The sequence below is a fragment of the Bradyrhizobium sp. ERR14 genome (assembly GCF_014198235.1).
Classification (GTDB): Bacteria; Pseudomonadota; Alphaproteobacteria; order Rhizobiales; family Xanthobacteraceae; genus Bradyrhizobium.
The window spans coordinates 241,668-256,713 of sequence record NZ_JACIHD010000010.1; the positions used below are offsets into that span (position 1 = coordinate 241,668).

General features: G+C 63.1%; 16 protein-coding genes. 9 read left to right on the plus strand and 7 right to left on the minus strand.

The genetic code is table 11. From position 1 onward, the window contains the following. Positions 1–10 precede the first annotated feature (10 nt). Genes GGD62_RS26345 through madL form a run of 3 tightly spaced genes read right to left on the minus strand, consistent with a single transcriptional unit; the run spans position 11 to position 1,923 of the window. Entirely contained in the window at positions 11–727 is a 717-nt protein-coding gene (locus GGD62_RS26345) for a GntR family transcriptional regulator (RefSeq protein WP_183711013.1), read from the minus strand. After that, entirely contained in the window at positions 728–1,492 is a 765-nt protein-coding gene (madM, locus tag GGD62_RS26350; protein ID WP_183711015.1) for a malonate transporter subunit MadM, read from the minus strand. Beyond that, positions 1,489–1,923, minus strand: coding sequence for a malonate transporter subunit MadL (gene madL / locus GGD62_RS26355; protein ID WP_183711017.1), 435 nt, complete (start codon positions 1,921–1,923; stop codon positions 1,489–1,491). The genes madM and madL overlap by 4 nt, the downstream gene beginning before the upstream one ends. Positions 1,924–2,117: 194 nt before the next feature. On the opposite strand from madL, the gene mdcA reads away from it, so the two are divergent. From mdcA to GGD62_RS26400, 9 genes are all read left to right on the plus strand, one after another. Continuing rightward, on the plus strand, positions 2,118–3,764 hold the full coding sequence (mdcA, locus tag GGD62_RS26360) for a malonate decarboxylase subunit alpha (protein WP_183711019.1): 1,647 nt from the start codon (positions 2,118–2,120) through the stop codon (positions 3,762–3,764). A gap of 10 nt (positions 3,765–3,774) precedes the next feature. Next, positions 3,775–4,092 (plus strand): malonate decarboxylase acyl carrier protein, encoded by a 318-nt coding sequence (mdcC, locus tag GGD62_RS26365; RefSeq protein WP_183711021.1) that lies wholly within the window; start codon positions 3,775–3,777, stop codon positions 4,090–4,092. Further along, a complete protein-coding gene (locus tag GGD62_RS26370) occupies positions 4,089–5,003 on the plus strand; it encodes a biotin-independent malonate decarboxylase subunit beta (RefSeq protein WP_183711023.1) in 915 nt (304 codons plus the stop codon). Before mdcC ends, GGD62_RS26370 begins: the two co-directional genes overlap by 4 nt. Continuing rightward, the gene (mdcE, locus tag GGD62_RS26375) at positions 4,990–5,727 is read left to right on the plus strand and encodes a biotin-independent malonate decarboxylase subunit gamma (RefSeq protein ID WP_183711025.1); all 738 of its coding nucleotides are present in this window, start codon (positions 4,990–4,992) and stop codon (positions 5,725–5,727) included. The genes GGD62_RS26370 and mdcE overlap by 14 nt, the downstream gene beginning before the upstream one ends. After that, positions 5,720–6,367, plus strand: coding sequence for a malonate decarboxylase holo-[acyl-carrier-protein] synthase (mdcG, locus tag GGD62_RS26380; RefSeq protein WP_183711027.1), 648 nt, complete (start codon positions 5,720–5,722; stop codon positions 6,365–6,367). The genes mdcE and mdcG overlap by 8 nt, the downstream gene beginning before the upstream one ends. After that, positions 6,364–7,212, plus strand: coding sequence for a triphosphoribosyl-dephospho-CoA synthase MdcB (mdcB, locus tag GGD62_RS26385; RefSeq protein ID WP_183711029.1), 849 nt, complete (start codon positions 6,364–6,366; stop codon positions 7,210–7,212). Before mdcG ends, mdcB begins: the two co-directional genes overlap by 4 nt. Then, positions 7,212–8,126: an ACP S-malonyltransferase gene (locus GGD62_RS26390; RefSeq protein ID WP_183711031.1), complete on the plus strand. Its 915-nt coding sequence runs from the start codon at positions 7,212–7,214 to the stop codon at positions 8,124–8,126. Before mdcB ends, GGD62_RS26390 begins: the two co-directional genes overlap by 1 nt. Before the next feature lie 852 nt (positions 8,127–8,978). Beyond that, entirely contained in the window at positions 8,979–9,668 is a 690-nt protein-coding gene (locus GGD62_RS26395) for an MBL fold metallo-hydrolase (RefSeq protein WP_183711033.1), read from the plus strand. Positions 9,669–9,685: 17 nt separating this feature from the next. Then, positions 9,686–10,018: a hypothetical protein gene (locus tag GGD62_RS26400; RefSeq protein WP_183711035.1), complete on the plus strand. Its 333-nt coding sequence runs from the start codon at positions 9,686–9,688 to the stop codon at positions 10,016–10,018. A 151-nt stretch (positions 10,019–10,169) separates the two neighbouring features. On the opposite strand, the gene GGD62_RS40945 is transcribed toward GGD62_RS26400, so the two are convergent. The 4 genes from GGD62_RS40945 to GGD62_RS26420 all read right to left on the minus strand — a co-directional run bounded on the left by GGD62_RS40945 (position 10,170) and on the right by GGD62_RS26420 (position 14,991). Further along, positions 10,170–10,427 (minus strand): hypothetical protein, encoded by a 258-nt coding sequence (locus GGD62_RS40945; RefSeq protein WP_246800296.1) that lies wholly within the window; start codon positions 10,425–10,427, stop codon positions 10,170–10,172. 873 nt (positions 10,428–11,300) lie between these two features. After that, the gene (locus GGD62_RS26410) at positions 11,301–12,695 is read right to left on the minus strand and encodes a M20 family metallopeptidase (RefSeq protein WP_183711037.1); all 1,395 of its coding nucleotides are present in this window, start codon (positions 12,693–12,695) and stop codon (positions 11,301–11,303) included. Between the two features lie 29 nt (positions 12,696–12,724). After that, a complete protein-coding gene (locus GGD62_RS26415; RefSeq protein ID WP_183711039.1) occupies positions 12,725–13,852 on the minus strand; it encodes an ABC transporter ATP-binding protein in 1,128 nt (375 codons plus the stop codon). After that, on the minus strand, positions 13,849–14,991 hold the full coding sequence (locus GGD62_RS26420; protein WP_183711041.1) for a Xaa-Pro peptidase family protein: 1,143 nt from the start codon (positions 14,989–14,991) through the stop codon (positions 13,849–13,851). Before GGD62_RS26420 ends, GGD62_RS26415 begins: the two co-directional genes overlap by 4 nt. Positions 14,992–15,046: the final 55 nt, after the last annotated feature.

Sequence of the window (15,046 nt, forward strand, 5' to 3'; positions counted from 1 at the left end):
CCGCTATTTGTCAGAGATTGTCGGGCTCAGGCCCATCGACGGGCCGGAGGCGGTCATCAATGTAGCGCCGCAGCGCTGCGGCGGCGTTCAGCATATGCGCACGCATTCGGCGTGAGGCCGTTTCGCCGTCGCCTTCGGCGATCGCCTGCATGATCGCATCATGCTCGTCGCGGGACTTGCGGATGCGATCGCCCTGCCGCAATTGCGTGCGGCGGAAGGCACTCAGCCGCGCACGAACATCCTGCGCCTGCTCGGCCATGAACGAGTTGTGCGTCGCGCTGTAGATGCATTCATGGAAGACCCGGTTGAAGGCATCATAGGCATCGACGTCGTTGGCCTCGACCATTGCCCACGAGCCTTCGTGTAGCTCGATTAGGCGGCTGCGTTCTAGCGGCGTCATGCGATAGGTCGCGAGCCTGACGCACAGGGCCTCAACCTCAGCGCTGGTCTCGAACATGTCCATAATCCGTTCGGGTGTCATCCGCGCCACCACAACCCCGCGACGCCCACGCACCTCGACTAGTCCGCTGACGGCGAGCTGCCGGAGAGCTTCCCGCACCGGCGTGCGGGAAGCCCCGAAGCGATCGGCAAGCTGCTGCTCCTCCAAAGCCGAGCCGGCAACGAGCGCACCGGACGCAATCTCGTCCGTGAGCGCATTGCGGATGCGATCGGAGAGGAGGCCGCCATCTTCTTCTGCTTCGGCTGCGACTTTGAACAGACCTGCCATTCAGCTTCCTATGATTGCGCGCACCGTGAAGTAGAGAATGGACGGTGCGGCCAGGCATCCAAGCCCGGTATGAAACGTCGCGGTCAATGCACCGTAAGGCACCAACCGCCGATCGGTTGCCGCAAGTCCTCCGGACACGCCGCTGACCGTTCCCATCAAGCCGCCGAACACCATTGCACTGCGCGGATTGTTGAGGCCGATCATCTTCGCCACGAAGGGCGTGCCGATCATCACGATCACCGCCTTGAATACACCGGTCGCGATCGAGAGCGCAATAACCGGCGATGACGCGCCGATCGCTGCCCCCGTGACCGGACCGACGATGTAGGTGACCGCGCCGGCGCCGATCGTCGTCAGCGATTCGGCATCAGTGTAGCCAAACGCCGCGGCGACGAACACGCCCAGAATGAACGGAACGACCGTTCCCAGGCCGAGCGCGACCGCACCGATCAACCCGGCCTTGCGCGCATGGACGACATCGACCTCGAAGGCGGTGGCGACGATGGCGAAATCCCGCAGCATCGCGCCGCCCATCAGGCCGATCCCGGTCAGCGCCGGCAGGTCGGCGACGCCCTTTTCGCCGCCGGTGGCAAGCCCCCCGAAAAAGGCCAGCGCGAGACCCAGCATGATCGCGATCGCCGAGCCGTGAATACGCCCGAAGATGAGGTATTTCGAGATCGTGCCGGAGATCCACATCAGAATCCCGACAGCGGCGAACGCCGTGATCAGGGAATTGGCGGTGAGAACGTGAGAGATCATGGTCATGCGATCCTCCCGGACTTGAAGTGAGGCGCGGCGAGCGCCTCGGCCTCGCGCGCCTCGATCTCGTCCATGGTCTCGACGCGGCCGCTGAGCCGGCCGATCAAGGCCACCATCGCAAAACACAACGCGACCGCACCGGCGCCCGCAATGACGACGATCGGGCCGCCCTTCGCCGCGGCGACGACGTTCTGCTGCGCGGCCATGGCGACCACGATCGGAATGTAGAAGCTGCCCCAGAACTCGACGCCGGTATTGAGCCCGCGGCTGAGCAGGCCGTTCCGCACCAGCCAGAGCCGGGCCGCGATCAGGAACATCATCGCAATGCCGACGCCGCCGACATTGGCCTTCACACCGAGGGCAACGCCAAGAAGGTCCCCAAGCAGGCCTCCCAGCAGGGTGCAGATCGCGAGCAGAGCTACGCCGGAAATGGTCACGGGCGCCTCCCCTCTGCGAGCGGGGCGCGAGCCCCAGGATACGGGGCTTCTGTATGCATTCGCATCATAAATTCCCTCCTGTGTATGCGAAAGTTCCTCGCTTATGAGTTTATGCATACAGTAATTGACAGAGGAAGGCAATACGGCATACATTCGACCCATCGAAGACCAACTTCGCATGCCAAGGAGCTGAAATGAGCGATTGGGGTATGCAAAAGGCCGCCCTGGGCGAGCGCCTCGCGGCCGGCCGACAGCACGCCAGGGGGAAGGTAGTCCCGATCCCCAGCCTCCCCGCATTTCTGAAGGCGGTGATCCGGTCGGGCGACCGGGTGTGCCTGGAGGGCGACAATCAGAAGCAGGCCGATATCCTCGCCGCGGCGCTCGCGAACCTCGAGCCGAAGGATGTCCACGACCTGCACATGGTGCAATCAGGCGTGGTGCTGCCCTCCCACCTCGACATCTTCGAGAAGGGCATCGCGCGGCGGCTCGACTTCTCCTATTCCGGCCCGCAATCGGCGCGCATCGCGCGCATGCTGTTCGGCGGCAAGATCGAGTTAGGGGCCGTCCATACCTATCTCGAGCTGTTCGCCCGCTACTTCATCGACCTCACGCCGAACGTCGCGCTGATCGCGGCTGTCAGCGCCGACAAGGACGGCAACCTCTATACGGGGCCGAATACCGAGGACACGCCGACGGTCGTCGAGGCGACCAGCTACAAGAACGGTCTCGTCGTGGCCCAGGTCACCGAGATCGTCGACAAGGTGCCGCGCGTCGACATTCCCGGCGATCTCGTGCATTTCGTGGTCGAGGCTAACAGGCCCTTCTATGTCGAGCCGCTCTTCACCCGCGACCCCGCCGCCATCACCGAAACGCAGATCCTGACGGCGATGCTCGCCATCAAGGGCATCTACGCGCCTTACGGCGTGCGCCGGCTCAACCACGGCATCGGCTTCAACACCGCCGCGATCGAGCTGCTGCTGCCGACCTATGGCGAGAAGCTCGGCCTCAAGGGCAAGGTCTGCACCCATTTCGCGCTCAATCCGCATCCGACGATGATTCCGGCGATCGAGTCCGGCTGGGTCGAGCAGATCCATTGCTTCGGATCGGAAGTCGGCATGGAGGATTACGTCGCGGCGCGCTCCGACATCTTCTTCACCGGTCCCGATGGCTCGCTGCGTTCGAACCGTGCCTTCTGCCAGACCGCGGGCCTCTACGCCTGCGACATGTTCATCGGATCGACGCTGCAGATCGATCTCGAAGGCCACAGCTCGACGGTGACGACCAGCCGCATCGCCGGCTTCGGCGGCGCGCCCAACATGGGCTCTGATCCGCGCGGACGTCGCCATCCGAGCGAACCCTGGCTCAAGGCCGGCGCCGAAGCCGACCCCGATTCCAGCGCGGCGCTGCGCCGAGGCCGCAAGCTCGTGGTGCAGATCGGCGAGACCTTCGGTGACAGCAACGTCCCGCTCTTCGTCGAGCAACTGGATGCGCTGGAGCTGGCACGCAAGCTCGACCTCGATCTGGCGCCGGTGATGGTCTACTCCGACGACGTCACCCACATCGTCACCGAGGAAGGCATCGCCAACCTCCTGATGTGCCGCAGCAAGGACGAGCGCGAGCAGGCGATCCGCGGCGTTGCCGGTTACACCGACATCGGACGCGCGCGCGATGCCAAGTTGGTCGAGCAACTGAGGCAACGCGGCGTGATCCGCCGCCCCGAAGATCTCGGCATCGATCCGCTCGACGCCGATCGCCGTCTGCTCGCGGCCCGCTCGATCAAGGACCTCATGCTGGCCTCCGGCGGTCTCTACCGTCCGCCCAGCCGGTTCCGCAACTGGTGAGGAGTTTTGCATGGAAAAGCTCAGCTTCAGACTGACTGCAACCCAATCCGCCGGCGGTAGCCGCGCGCAGGCCATCGTCGGCGTCGTCGCCTCCGGCAATCTCGAAGTGCTGCTGGAACGCAGCGTCCCGGCCGACACCTGCACGATCAACATCGCCACCGCCGCCCACGGCTTCGGCGCGGTCTGGGACGCCGTGGTCCGCGACTTCGTCGCCCGCCGCTCTGCCGGGGGCTTGCGCATCTCCATCAATGACGGCGGCGCCCCGCCGGACACGGTCGCGCTGCGACTTGCCCAGGGCGTCCGCAAGATCGAGGAGCCGGAACGATGACAGCGGTCACAGCCAATGATGTCTCGCTGAGCTGGTACGAGGCGAGCGCCCGGCAGCGCATCGACGCGCTGGTCGATGCCGGCAGCTTCTCCGAATTCATCGGCCCGGAGCTGCGCGAGATCAGCCCGCATCTCTCGATCTTTGACCTGCCGGAGCAGTTCGACGACGGCATCATCATCGGCTGCGGCCGGCTGGACGGCGCGCCCGTGCTCGTTGCCGCGCAGGAGGGACGCTTCATGGGCGGCGCCTTCGGCGAAGTCCACGGCGCAAAACTCACCGGCCTGCTGCGCGCCGCGCGCGCGCTCAAGCAGGATCTGGTGATCCTGTTCGACACCGGCGGCGTGCGGCTTCAGGAGGCCAATGCCGGCGAGCTCGCAATCGCGGAGATCATGCGCGCGGTGATCGAGGCGCGGCGCGCGGGCGTCAACGTCGTCGGCCTGATCGGCGGACGCGCCGGATGCTATGGCGGCGGCAGCCTGATCGCAGGCACCTGCTCGAAGCTGATCATCTCCGAACAGGGGCGGCTCAGCGTCAGCGGTCCCGAGGTGATCGAGACCAACAAGGGCATCGAGGAATTCGACTCGCGCGATCGCGCGCTGGTCTGGCGCAGCATGGGCGGCAAGCATCGCTACCTCATCGGCGGCGCCGACATTTTCGTCGACGACGAGGCGCTGGCATTCCGCGAGGCGGCGATCAACGCGCTCAAGGCCGGCAGACGATGCGACGTGACGGCGCTCGCAGCCGAACAGACGCGCCTTGAGCGGCGGCTGCAGCGTTTTGGCGAGGCCGAGGACGCCATCGAGATCTGGCAGGCGCTCGGCATCGACAATCCAACCGATATTCCCGCACTTCCGACCGGCGCGTTCCTTCGCGCGGCTGCCCACAGGGAGAACGCCGATGACGCTCGATGACATCCTGGCCGGCCTGTTCCCGAACGGTGCCAAGATCGAAACCACGGGTGTGTTGATCGCGGGACAAGCGGTCCAGCCCGACGGCGGACCGATCCACGTGCTCGGCGTCACGCAAGGCCAGCCGCTCGGCGTGGACGAAGCCATCGTGCTCGCGGGACGCGTGATCGAGATCGTCAAGTCGGGGGATCGGGCGCCGATCCTGCTGCTGGTCGATTCCGCCAGCCAGCGCATGAGCAAGCGTGACGAGTTGCTCGGCCTCAGCGAATATCTGTCGCATCTCGCCAAGACCTTGCTGCTGGCGGAAGCCGAGGGACATCGCACTGTCGGCCTGCTCTATGGCGGCAGCGCCGCCGGCGCGTTCATTGCCACCGCGCTCGCCACCGGCACGCTGGTGGCGCTGGCCGGCGCGCATCCCGCGGTGATGGACCTGCCGTCCATGGCCCGGGTCACCAAGCTTCCGATCGACGTCCTCAAGGCCAAGGCGGAGACCACACCGGTGTTCGCGCCGGGGCTCGAGAACATGGTGAAGACCGGCGGCATTCAAATCGTCTGGGACGCGGATGCGCCGTTGGCGCCACAGCTTGCCGCCGTGCTGCGGCGGCCACAGGGACAGGATGATCGCAGCCGGCTCGGCGCCGAGCGCGGCGGACGGCGCAAGGCCGCCGAGCTTGCCGAGCGCGTTGCACGCGCCGCGGCCTCGCATCAGGGGGCGCAACATGGCTGAAGCCCTCGCGCGCCACAGCATGGTGAAGGCTTCCGCATCGGCTTGGACCGCTGTGATGAACCGTTATCCCGAGCTCGCCAGCGAGCCCATCGTCGCAGGCTGGGCGGACGCCGGTCGTCCCCTCATCGTTCGCCGGCCGGCCTGCAGCGATACCGCGGACCTCGTTCCGCTCGGTCTGCCACTGCCGCCGAGCCACGGCAAACGACGCATCGCGGTCTCGCTTGCCGCAGCCGATATCGTCGCCTCCGCGCCGCCGCCGCTCCTGGCTGACGCCGCCGCCGTGGCGCCTGAGGCCTGGCAGGCAACGATCGAGAAGCTCGTCCGGCTTCTGCCGGAGACCCGCAGCTACGGCAGCCTCGCCTGGCAGCACCTCACCGGCCTGCCCTATCTCACAGACAGTTCGGATCTCGATCTGCTCTGGCCGCTGTCGTCGGTAAGGCAGCCGGCATCCCTGTTGTCCGACATCGCGGGAATCGCGAAACAGGCGCCGATGCGGCTGGACGGCGAAATCGTCGGTCCCGCGGGCGGGGTTCAATGGCGCGAACTGACGGGCACTGACGCGGACGAAGTCCTCGTAAAGGGGTCGACAGGCGTGACCACGACGACGCGCGCGGCCTTCCTCGCAGGTCCCGTATCATGACCGTTGCGCTCAGATGGCAATCACGGCCGGGACGCGCGCTTGATGCGGAGCGGCTTGGCCATCTCGCATCGCTCGCTCTGAAGCTCGAAGTCGAGACCTATCCGAAGCCCGGCCTCGTCAGCCATGTCGACAACGGCGCGCATCGCGACATGGATGCCGCTCTGCTGTGCCTGAGCGCCGAGACCCTGATGCCCTTCTTCGGCGAGCTCGCCGCCGCCGGCGCCGAGGGCGCGGGCATGAACCGGCTGCGCGCGATCGGCGTTGCCGCGGAGCGCGCGATGCTGGCCGCAACACATGGCGTGAACACGCACCGCGGCGCGATCTTCGGGCTGGGTCTGCTCTGCGCCGCGGCCGGATACCGGAACGCCGTCGGCATCCGCAGATCCCTCGGCCGGCTGGTTTCGGAGCGTTGGGGCGACGACATCCTGTCCGGCCTGGTATCGCTGCGCAGCCATGGCGCCGTGGCCGGACGGCGCTACGGCGCGGGCGGCGCAAGGGCGGAAGCCGCCGACGGCTTTCCATCGGTGTATGCTATCGCCCTGCCCGCGCTGCATGCCGCGCGCGAGCTTGCGCCCCATGACGAGGAAGCCGTGCGCGTCCAGACCTGCATGAGACTGATCGCCGAAGTCACCGACACCAACCTGCTGCATCGTGGCGGGCCCGAGGGACTGCGCTTCGCGCAAGAGAGCGCCTCCAGCTTCCTTGCCGCCGGCGGCGTCGGGTCTCTAGGATGGCGTAGACGCGCGGCTGAGATTCATCGTGCGTTCGTCGCCCGCAATCTCAGTCCCGGCGGCTCCGCGGACCTGCTCGCGATGGCGCTGTTCGTCGATCGGCTGGAAGTCTGATGCTGGCCCTGCTCTGCGGCGGACAAGGTACGCTCTCGGACAGGATGTTTGATCTTGTCGCGGAGCAGCCCGCAGCCGAGCCGATCTTCGCCGCGGCAACCGCTTTTCTCGGCGCAGATCCGCGGCAGTTCATCAGGACGCGCAGCGCGGATGAACTCGCCGTCAATCACACCAGCCAGATCCTGACCGTCACATCGACGCTCGCGACCCACGCTTGCATCGCCGATCTCCTGATCGAGCAAACTGCCGTCGCCGGCTATAGCGTCGGCGAGATGGCGGCCTGGAGCATCGCGGGGATCTGGACCACCAGCGAAGCCCTGCGGCTCACGGATATCCGCGCGCGGCTGATGGAAAGCGCTGGGCCCGATGGCCGCCTCGGCTATGTTCGCGGGCTCGACCGGGCTGCGCTCGCACCTCTGCTTGCAAGACATCGCTGCGAGATCGCGATCCGGAACCCCGATCTTCTTGTTATGATCGGAGGCGCGGAGCGCGATCTCATCGCGCTCTGCGACGACGCCGGCAAGGAAGGCGCGCGCGCGGGCCTTCTCGCCGTGAAGATCGCCTCGCACACGTCAAGGCTCGCATCGGCCCGCAAACCGCTGCAGCAGGCGTTCGAAGCCAGCAGGCATACGCCCATCGCAAGTCAGCGCATCCTGCTTGCCGGCGGCGACGGCGAACGGATCTTTTCGGCCGAAGATGCCACGGCGAAACTGGCAAACCAGGTCGCGCATCCCATCGACTGGGCGGCAACGCTGGAGGCACTCGCGGAGCTGGGCGTCACCGCGGTGCTGGACCTTGGCCCTGGCCATGCGCTGGCAGAGATGATGCGCGCCTCTCAGCCGTCCATCCGCTGCTACGCCGCCGACGGATTCCGCACCATCGATGGCCTGCGCAAGTGGATTGCTGCGGGCTAGGCATCGATCCGTTTGACGTTCTCCTTTTCGCAATTTGTTCGATCGCGTGCCTCAACCTGACGCTGCCTTAGCGGCTGCTCGCCCACTCACGCGCCGGAACTCCGCTGCTTAATCGTGTCCAGCGCGACAATATGCTGTCCGCGGCGCTATCCTCTACGCCCACCGGCTCTGCTACCTGCGCATGCCCAGTCACGCGGGAATTAGCTCTGTTAGATCAGGAACGCGCTCGAGCCGTGCGACGAGAGCGGTTCAGGTCACCCATTATCAGAGATTGTCGGGCTCAGGCCCTTCGACGGGCTTGAGGCAGTCTTCAATGTAGCGCTGGAGCGCTGCGGCGGCGTTCAGCATATGCGCCCGCGTCCGGCGTGAGGCCGTCTCGCCGTCCCACTTCGGCGTCGACTAGATCGGCGTGCTCGTGTTTCTCAGAGGTCCTGGCGATCCTGATGCTTCCGACAGTGACCTCTCCGAAGGTCGCGGGAGTGACCTGACGATGGATGTTTGACACCCGCTTCGGTTTCGCGGGTCGATGCCAATAACTGTTAGGCTACCGCGCGAAGGACGACAGCCCTCCAAAATCCGCACGATCATGGACAGGTAAGAAACTCACGGTGGATAAGCTGCGCGCGTATGTGGAGTTGGTGTCCTGGGAATACTCGCTGCAACGGTCTCTCTGCGAGTCAGGTCAAGCTTGAGAATCCGCCCGCGGGCGGGCGAGCAGGCGCTACTGGAAACCAACTATGCAATCGGAAGGTCCAGCTAGTCTCTCACTCGCTTGGATTGACAATAGTGATTGAGGAGTGATGATCTGGGCAGAGCCGGCCGCGATAATCATCGCGGCACCAAGAGGACGATATGAAGCTATTCCAGCGCTCAGCAGTCTCGTTGTTTCGTGCCGAAGAGATCTCGGCCGAATTGATGAAAGGTCGGCCCGCCCTACTGAAGATGGGCTGCGCTTGCTGCGTTGCGCTCGCCGCGTCGCCCTACGCACTCGCGCAGACGTCCTCGCCTGACGTAGCGCAGCATCTCGCAGCGGCAAAAGAGGCTGCAGGCTCGGATCTCGGCGCTTATCTCGCTCTCGGCAGATCGGCAGATCCGAACTTCAACCAGCCGGTGCCTGATCTCGAGGCGCTTATGAAGGTCCCGGCGCCACCTCCGGGGAGAGCCTTCCACAATTTCTACTTTGTCGGCAGCAAGTGGGTAAGCACTTGGGCGATCACGACCTCCGACGGCATTATCCTAATCGATGCTATGGACAATGAAGAAGAAGCTGAGCGAATCGTGGAAGGCGGATTGAAAACGCTCGGGCTGGATCCGGCCAGGGTGAAAACCATCATCGTCACGCACGGGCACGGAGATCACTACGGCGGCGCGAACTACTTCGTACAAAAATACAAATCGCGCATTGTGAGCGACATCGATTGGACAATGATGGAAACGAAGCTTGAATTCGACACCCCACTCTGGGGCAGGCCACCGAAGCGCGATGTGTCGGTGGTCGATGGAGACAAGGTCACTTCGGCGAGGCGACGATCGACATCCTAATTGCGCCCGGACACACGATGGGCACGATCTCGCCAATCTTCGACGTCCTGTCAGGATCTCAGAAGCATCGCGCATTGCTGTGGGGCGGCACGTCCTTCAATTTCGGCAAGAAACCCGAACGTCTGCAAGCCTATACCGACGCGACCGCGCGCACTCGGGAGGTCGCAAAGCGCCAAGGCGTTGAAGTCTTCATTTCAAACCACAATGGCTATGACGGCGCCCTTGACAAGCTTGCGGCGAAAACCGTGAACGGCCCGAACCCGTTTATACTCGGTGCTCCAACCGTTCAACGCGTTTTGACCGTGATGAATGAGGGCGCACAAGCGACACTTGCATCGTGGAGATCCTGAAAGAAAGCCAAGACGACCGGATATTGAGGAAACTGCGCAATTCCCCAAGGCAAGCCGTCTGGGCCCTCCAGCGTCAGCGGAAAATCGGCATCTCGAAGCCCTCACCGATCAGATCGCCTGAACCGAACAGCGAGGGCTTCACTGGAGGCCGCTATTTGTGCCGCCGGGCGTAAGAGACAGGATAGGCCGCCGAACTCGCATCGATCATCGGATCCTGCGCTTCAATTCCGGATGGAAGAGCATTTGGCAGGAACAGCAGTTCCTGCTGTGCAGCGTCGTTATTCTGCACGACTTTCGTTATCGAAATCGTGCCAAGTTCTACAACCTGGCGAGTATCGGGCCAGGCGATTGATGGATCGTCGAGCTTGTCTTCGGCGGCGGCAACTTGAAGCATCACCTTGAAGTTCACCGGCCCCTGGTCCGTGCGAGTCCTGATTTCGCACTCAAATAATTACCGGCCTTGTTGACCGCTTCGCCGTCGCTCAGATAGTGAGCGCCGGCCGTTGGCAGAAATTGATAGCGACACCTGGCCGTCTCCGTTTGTGAACTTGAACGTGTTTACGCCATAGTATGGCAGCGTCGCGTAACTCACGGGCGCTGGCTTTGGTGCAGTCAGGAATGCCTTCGCGATCGGGTGGGTAGCCAGATAATTATCGAGCGGCGTCGGTTTGCTCGCCTTCGGTCCGCTGCTTCCCAGCGCGATTAACAAGTCGCGGAAATCATCGGCCGTAGGCGACGGGAAGCCGTTGAATGAGTGGGCCACGATATCGCTGTCCGTGCCGTCAGGCAGCCTGAACTTGATTGCCAGTCCGCGGGGGCTGGTCAGCCCTCTGATTGTGCGGAATGTCGGGAATTCCAGCAAAGTTCGAAAACCGCACCGTAACAGGAACTCCTTTTCGCTGCAGGTGAGGCGCCTTGCTGACGGTAGACGCTTTGACACTCGGCGTGAAACTCCCCTCCAGCGCAATTCCCTTCGCATGAACCGCTCGCGCCCCGGGATGGGAGCCGAACACCCGGTTCGAGACGGCAGCCTCGAGGCCCGGCTGAGCCGGACCAGGTACGAGCAATTGCAAGTCTTGCGGCCGGAGCCATGATGGTCCGATGCGTCACCCATGTGCTTTGCCCCTTCAGCGTCCGAATTCAAAGATGGCGCTCAGGGCCACCTTGACGGAGCTTGGCGTATCAGTCGGGAAGCGGTACTTCGAAAATGCGCAAGGGCCTTCGCAGAAAAGCGATCACCCGGCAAAGGGCCGCGGGTGCCAGCAAAGAGTAGCCAATTATTTCACCCTCGCCGGACTGAAGGTAGGGTATCTGGCTCACCAAGATCCCAATACAGCCCCGCCATAACCTCCAGAGCTTCACGCGCGAGCCCGATCGGCATGTGCTCGTTGGCTGCATGTTGCCGGCAGCCAGGATAGGCATGTGGGACCCACAACGTGGGCAAATCCAGCACGTTGGCAAAGATGTCATTCGGAAGCGATCCTGCGAAATTGGGCAGGATTGCCGGCGATTTCTGCGTCGTCCGGGCAATCGAGGCTTGGGCCCACCTAGCCCAGGGATCCTCAGGATCGAGGCGCGTGGCAAGAAAAACACCATCGCTGGGGCTTGGAGTCACTTGGACCATGTCGAGACCGGAACTCACGAGGTGTCGCCGAAGCGCCGGCAAGACGTCCTCTTGATCAACGCCGACCACGAAGCGGAGCTGGCAGCGCGCCCATGCACTCGGCGGAATGGCGTTGATCGGCGCCTGTGGATTTCCGCAACTGATGGCGAGGACATCAAACGAGCACCAGCCATACACCTGCTCTGAAGGGGTCAGTCCCGGCTCCCCCCAAGCCGGATCGATCTCAGGTTCGCCAAGTCCCCCGTCAACAACGCAATCGGCAAGCGCCCTCCGGATGGAATCAGGCAGCCCACTTGGAAGCCATTCTGGAATCAGGATGCGACCGCTCGGCGAGACCATCGTGGCCAGTGCATGCGCAAGCTGGATTGCAGGATCGGAAAGCAGACCGCCCCAATTGCCCGAATGATATGCGCTCTCCCGCGCGTTAATTGAAATGTCGAATGTGACACATCCGCGCGAGCCCAGGAATATCGTAGGCCGATGCTCGGACAACCGTGGGCCATCGGACGCCATGAAAAGATCGGCACGCAGAAGTTTCTGGTGCGTCGTGCACAGTTCGCGAAGGCCGGGCGAATCGACCTCTTCGCCCATCTCGATGAGGTGTTTCAGGTTGAACCCCAGTCGACCTCTCGTCTCGAGGACAGCTCGGAGGCTCGCAAGATTGATGGCATGCTGTCCCTTGTTGTCTGCGACACCACGGCCATACCAGCGATCATCGAGCCTCGCGAGGCGCCAAGGCGACATTCCGGCGGCCCAGGATTCGTCCATTCCTCGAACCACATCGCCGTGCCCATATCCGAGCACCGTCAGCAATGCTCCATCTTCTTTGCGCTCCGCATACAGGAAATCCGCGCCTGCGGCAGTCAGATGCTGGCAATCACAGCCGAGCTCTTCAAGCATGCAGCGGAGTTCGTCGAGATACTCAGCAATCTGAAGCCTTCGCTCCGGATTCTGGCTCTCGGAAGGAATGGCGACGAGCCGCGAGAGCACTGCCTCGAAGCCCCCAGAATCGAGATGGTTTCTCGCGCGTGAGATTGCAGCGTTCCGGCTCATTTCGGGTAGCTCCTTGCACCAAAGGGAGCTCAACCGGCAGCCGGAAACACGCGGGTATGCGCAGCCTCGATCTCAACGCGGACAAGTTGACCGGATTGGAGCAGCGGCCGTCCGGGGCTCACCGAAGTCCGGGCTGTCAATCGAACGGACCCCACCTGCACGAGCACGCTTTGGTTCGTGCCCGTGTAGGCAGATTCCAAAACCATCGCGCTGGCGCGCTCGTCGGGTGTCAGATCGACATACTCCGGGCGAACGGCCAGCAACCCTCGATCGCCCGACGTGAGCACCTGAGTGTCTTTCTGCACAATCTCAAGTCCGAGATCAGCGCTACGGGCACACACCTCTCCTCCCGAATGCCGCAACTCGACTGGCAGAAAGTTCATCTCGCCTATGAACCCCGCGACAAATGCAGTAGCCGGCTGCTCGTATAGCTCACGCGGTGTTCCACATTGCTGTAAGCGCCCCTGCTCGAGCACAGCGACGCGGTCGGCCATCGACAGCGCTTCCTCCTGGTCGTGGGTAACGAAGATGATTGTGCTACCAACCTCCTTATGGATCAGCTTGATCTCCATTTGGAGTTGCTGCCTGAGCTTGCGATCAAGGGCCCCGAGCGGCTCATCCATGAGCAACAGTGGCGGACGGAAGACGAGAGCCCGGGCCAAAGCGACACGTTGTTGCTGTCCTCCCGACAACTGGCTGGGAAGTCGCGCACCATATCCGTCAAGCGCAACGAGCTTCAGGGCTTTTGCGACTTCACGCTCAATATCTCCGCCACGTAAGCCTCGGCGCCGCAGCGGATAAGCAATGTTCTCCGCGATGGTCATATGGGGAAATAAGGCGTAGCTCTGAAACACCATGCCGAAGCCACGACGATGGCTCGGAACGTCATTGATGCGTACGCCGTCGAGCGTGATATCACCGGACGACGACGCTTCGAACCCGGCGATCATCATCAGCAAGGTCGATTTTCCAGACCCGCTGGATCCAAGCAAGGCTACGAACTCGCCTGGCTGAACGGACAATGATACGTCGTCGACCGCCTTGACCGGACCGAACATTTTGGTCAACGACTTGACCGAGACGGAGCCACGTTGGCTGTTCGCCGCAGCGACACCAGCCATTGCCTTACCGTTCGCCACCGCTGTGCTGACGCTCATTTCGGCTCCGTCTCGAATATTTTGCGCGGTATTGAAGTCAATCGCTTACCGCCAGAACTGGTCACCACGACGGACTCGCTGAAGGCAAGACCAGCGGCGGACGTGTACATGTGAAAGACCATTCCTTCCTCGATGGCCCAGTCTGAATGAGGCGTGAAACAGCGATATAGGTCACTCGTGTGCTGGGACACGAGCGGAGCGGTACCGAGCGTGTAACCGGTGATGTTATCGTAGGTCTCTCGCAACCCGGCCTCGACGACGCCTTCGCGCACGATGCGGTCAACGTCAGCGGCAATGGCTCCAGGCCGTAGCGCGGCGATTTGGCGATCCTGTAGCGCGATCAGTGCCTGGGCTGCAGCTCGCTGCTCGTCGTTTGCCTGCCCAACGATGACAGAGCGCATGATCCGCACCGTATAGAAACGCAAGCGCGGCAACAGTTCAATATGAACGATATCGCCGTTGGCCAGCGGCCGCTCTGCGAGGAACCCATGCAGCGAATCCCAACCCGACCCGACATTAAGAGGCCCAACAAAGCCATCGTCGAACCCAAGCCGATAGTAGGCGGCAGCGGCAGCGGCGGCGACATCACGCTGACTCTTGCCGCTTGCCACTTCCTTGACAGTTGCCTCGAAGGCCGTGTCCAGGAGCGACCCCGCTCGGGACATATGTGCGATCTCTTCCGACGACTTGCATCGCCTGAGATCCCATCCCGAACGCTCAAGGTCACAAAACTCCGAGTCCGGCAAGAGCTTGCGAAGCGATTGGAATCTTTGGATCGTAAACGAGTTCGATTGAAACTCGGCGCCGATCCGGACAGGCGCCGAGCCCGTTTCTCGCAAGGTGCTGACCAATAGCGCCAGCGGGTCGTCCCAGTCGCCAAAGCCCACAATCTTATCGATCCACGTGCGCTGCCGCGCCGGGGGCATATCTAGCTTGCGCACGAGCAGGAACGGCTCGGACGATGCCGGCACGATGCACGCACGCCAGAGATTCTCAGAGACCGTATAGCCCGAGAGCCACGACATCATCTCAGGTTCATCGAAGACGATGCAGTCAAGACGACGCTCCGCCATCAACCTTCGAACAGCGTCATATCGACGCTTGTACTCCTCGACGGAGAATGTGAGATCGCGACTCATGATCGATGCTCCGTTGCAATTACGAAAGCTTGCCCCAGATTGGGTTGAGTGCACA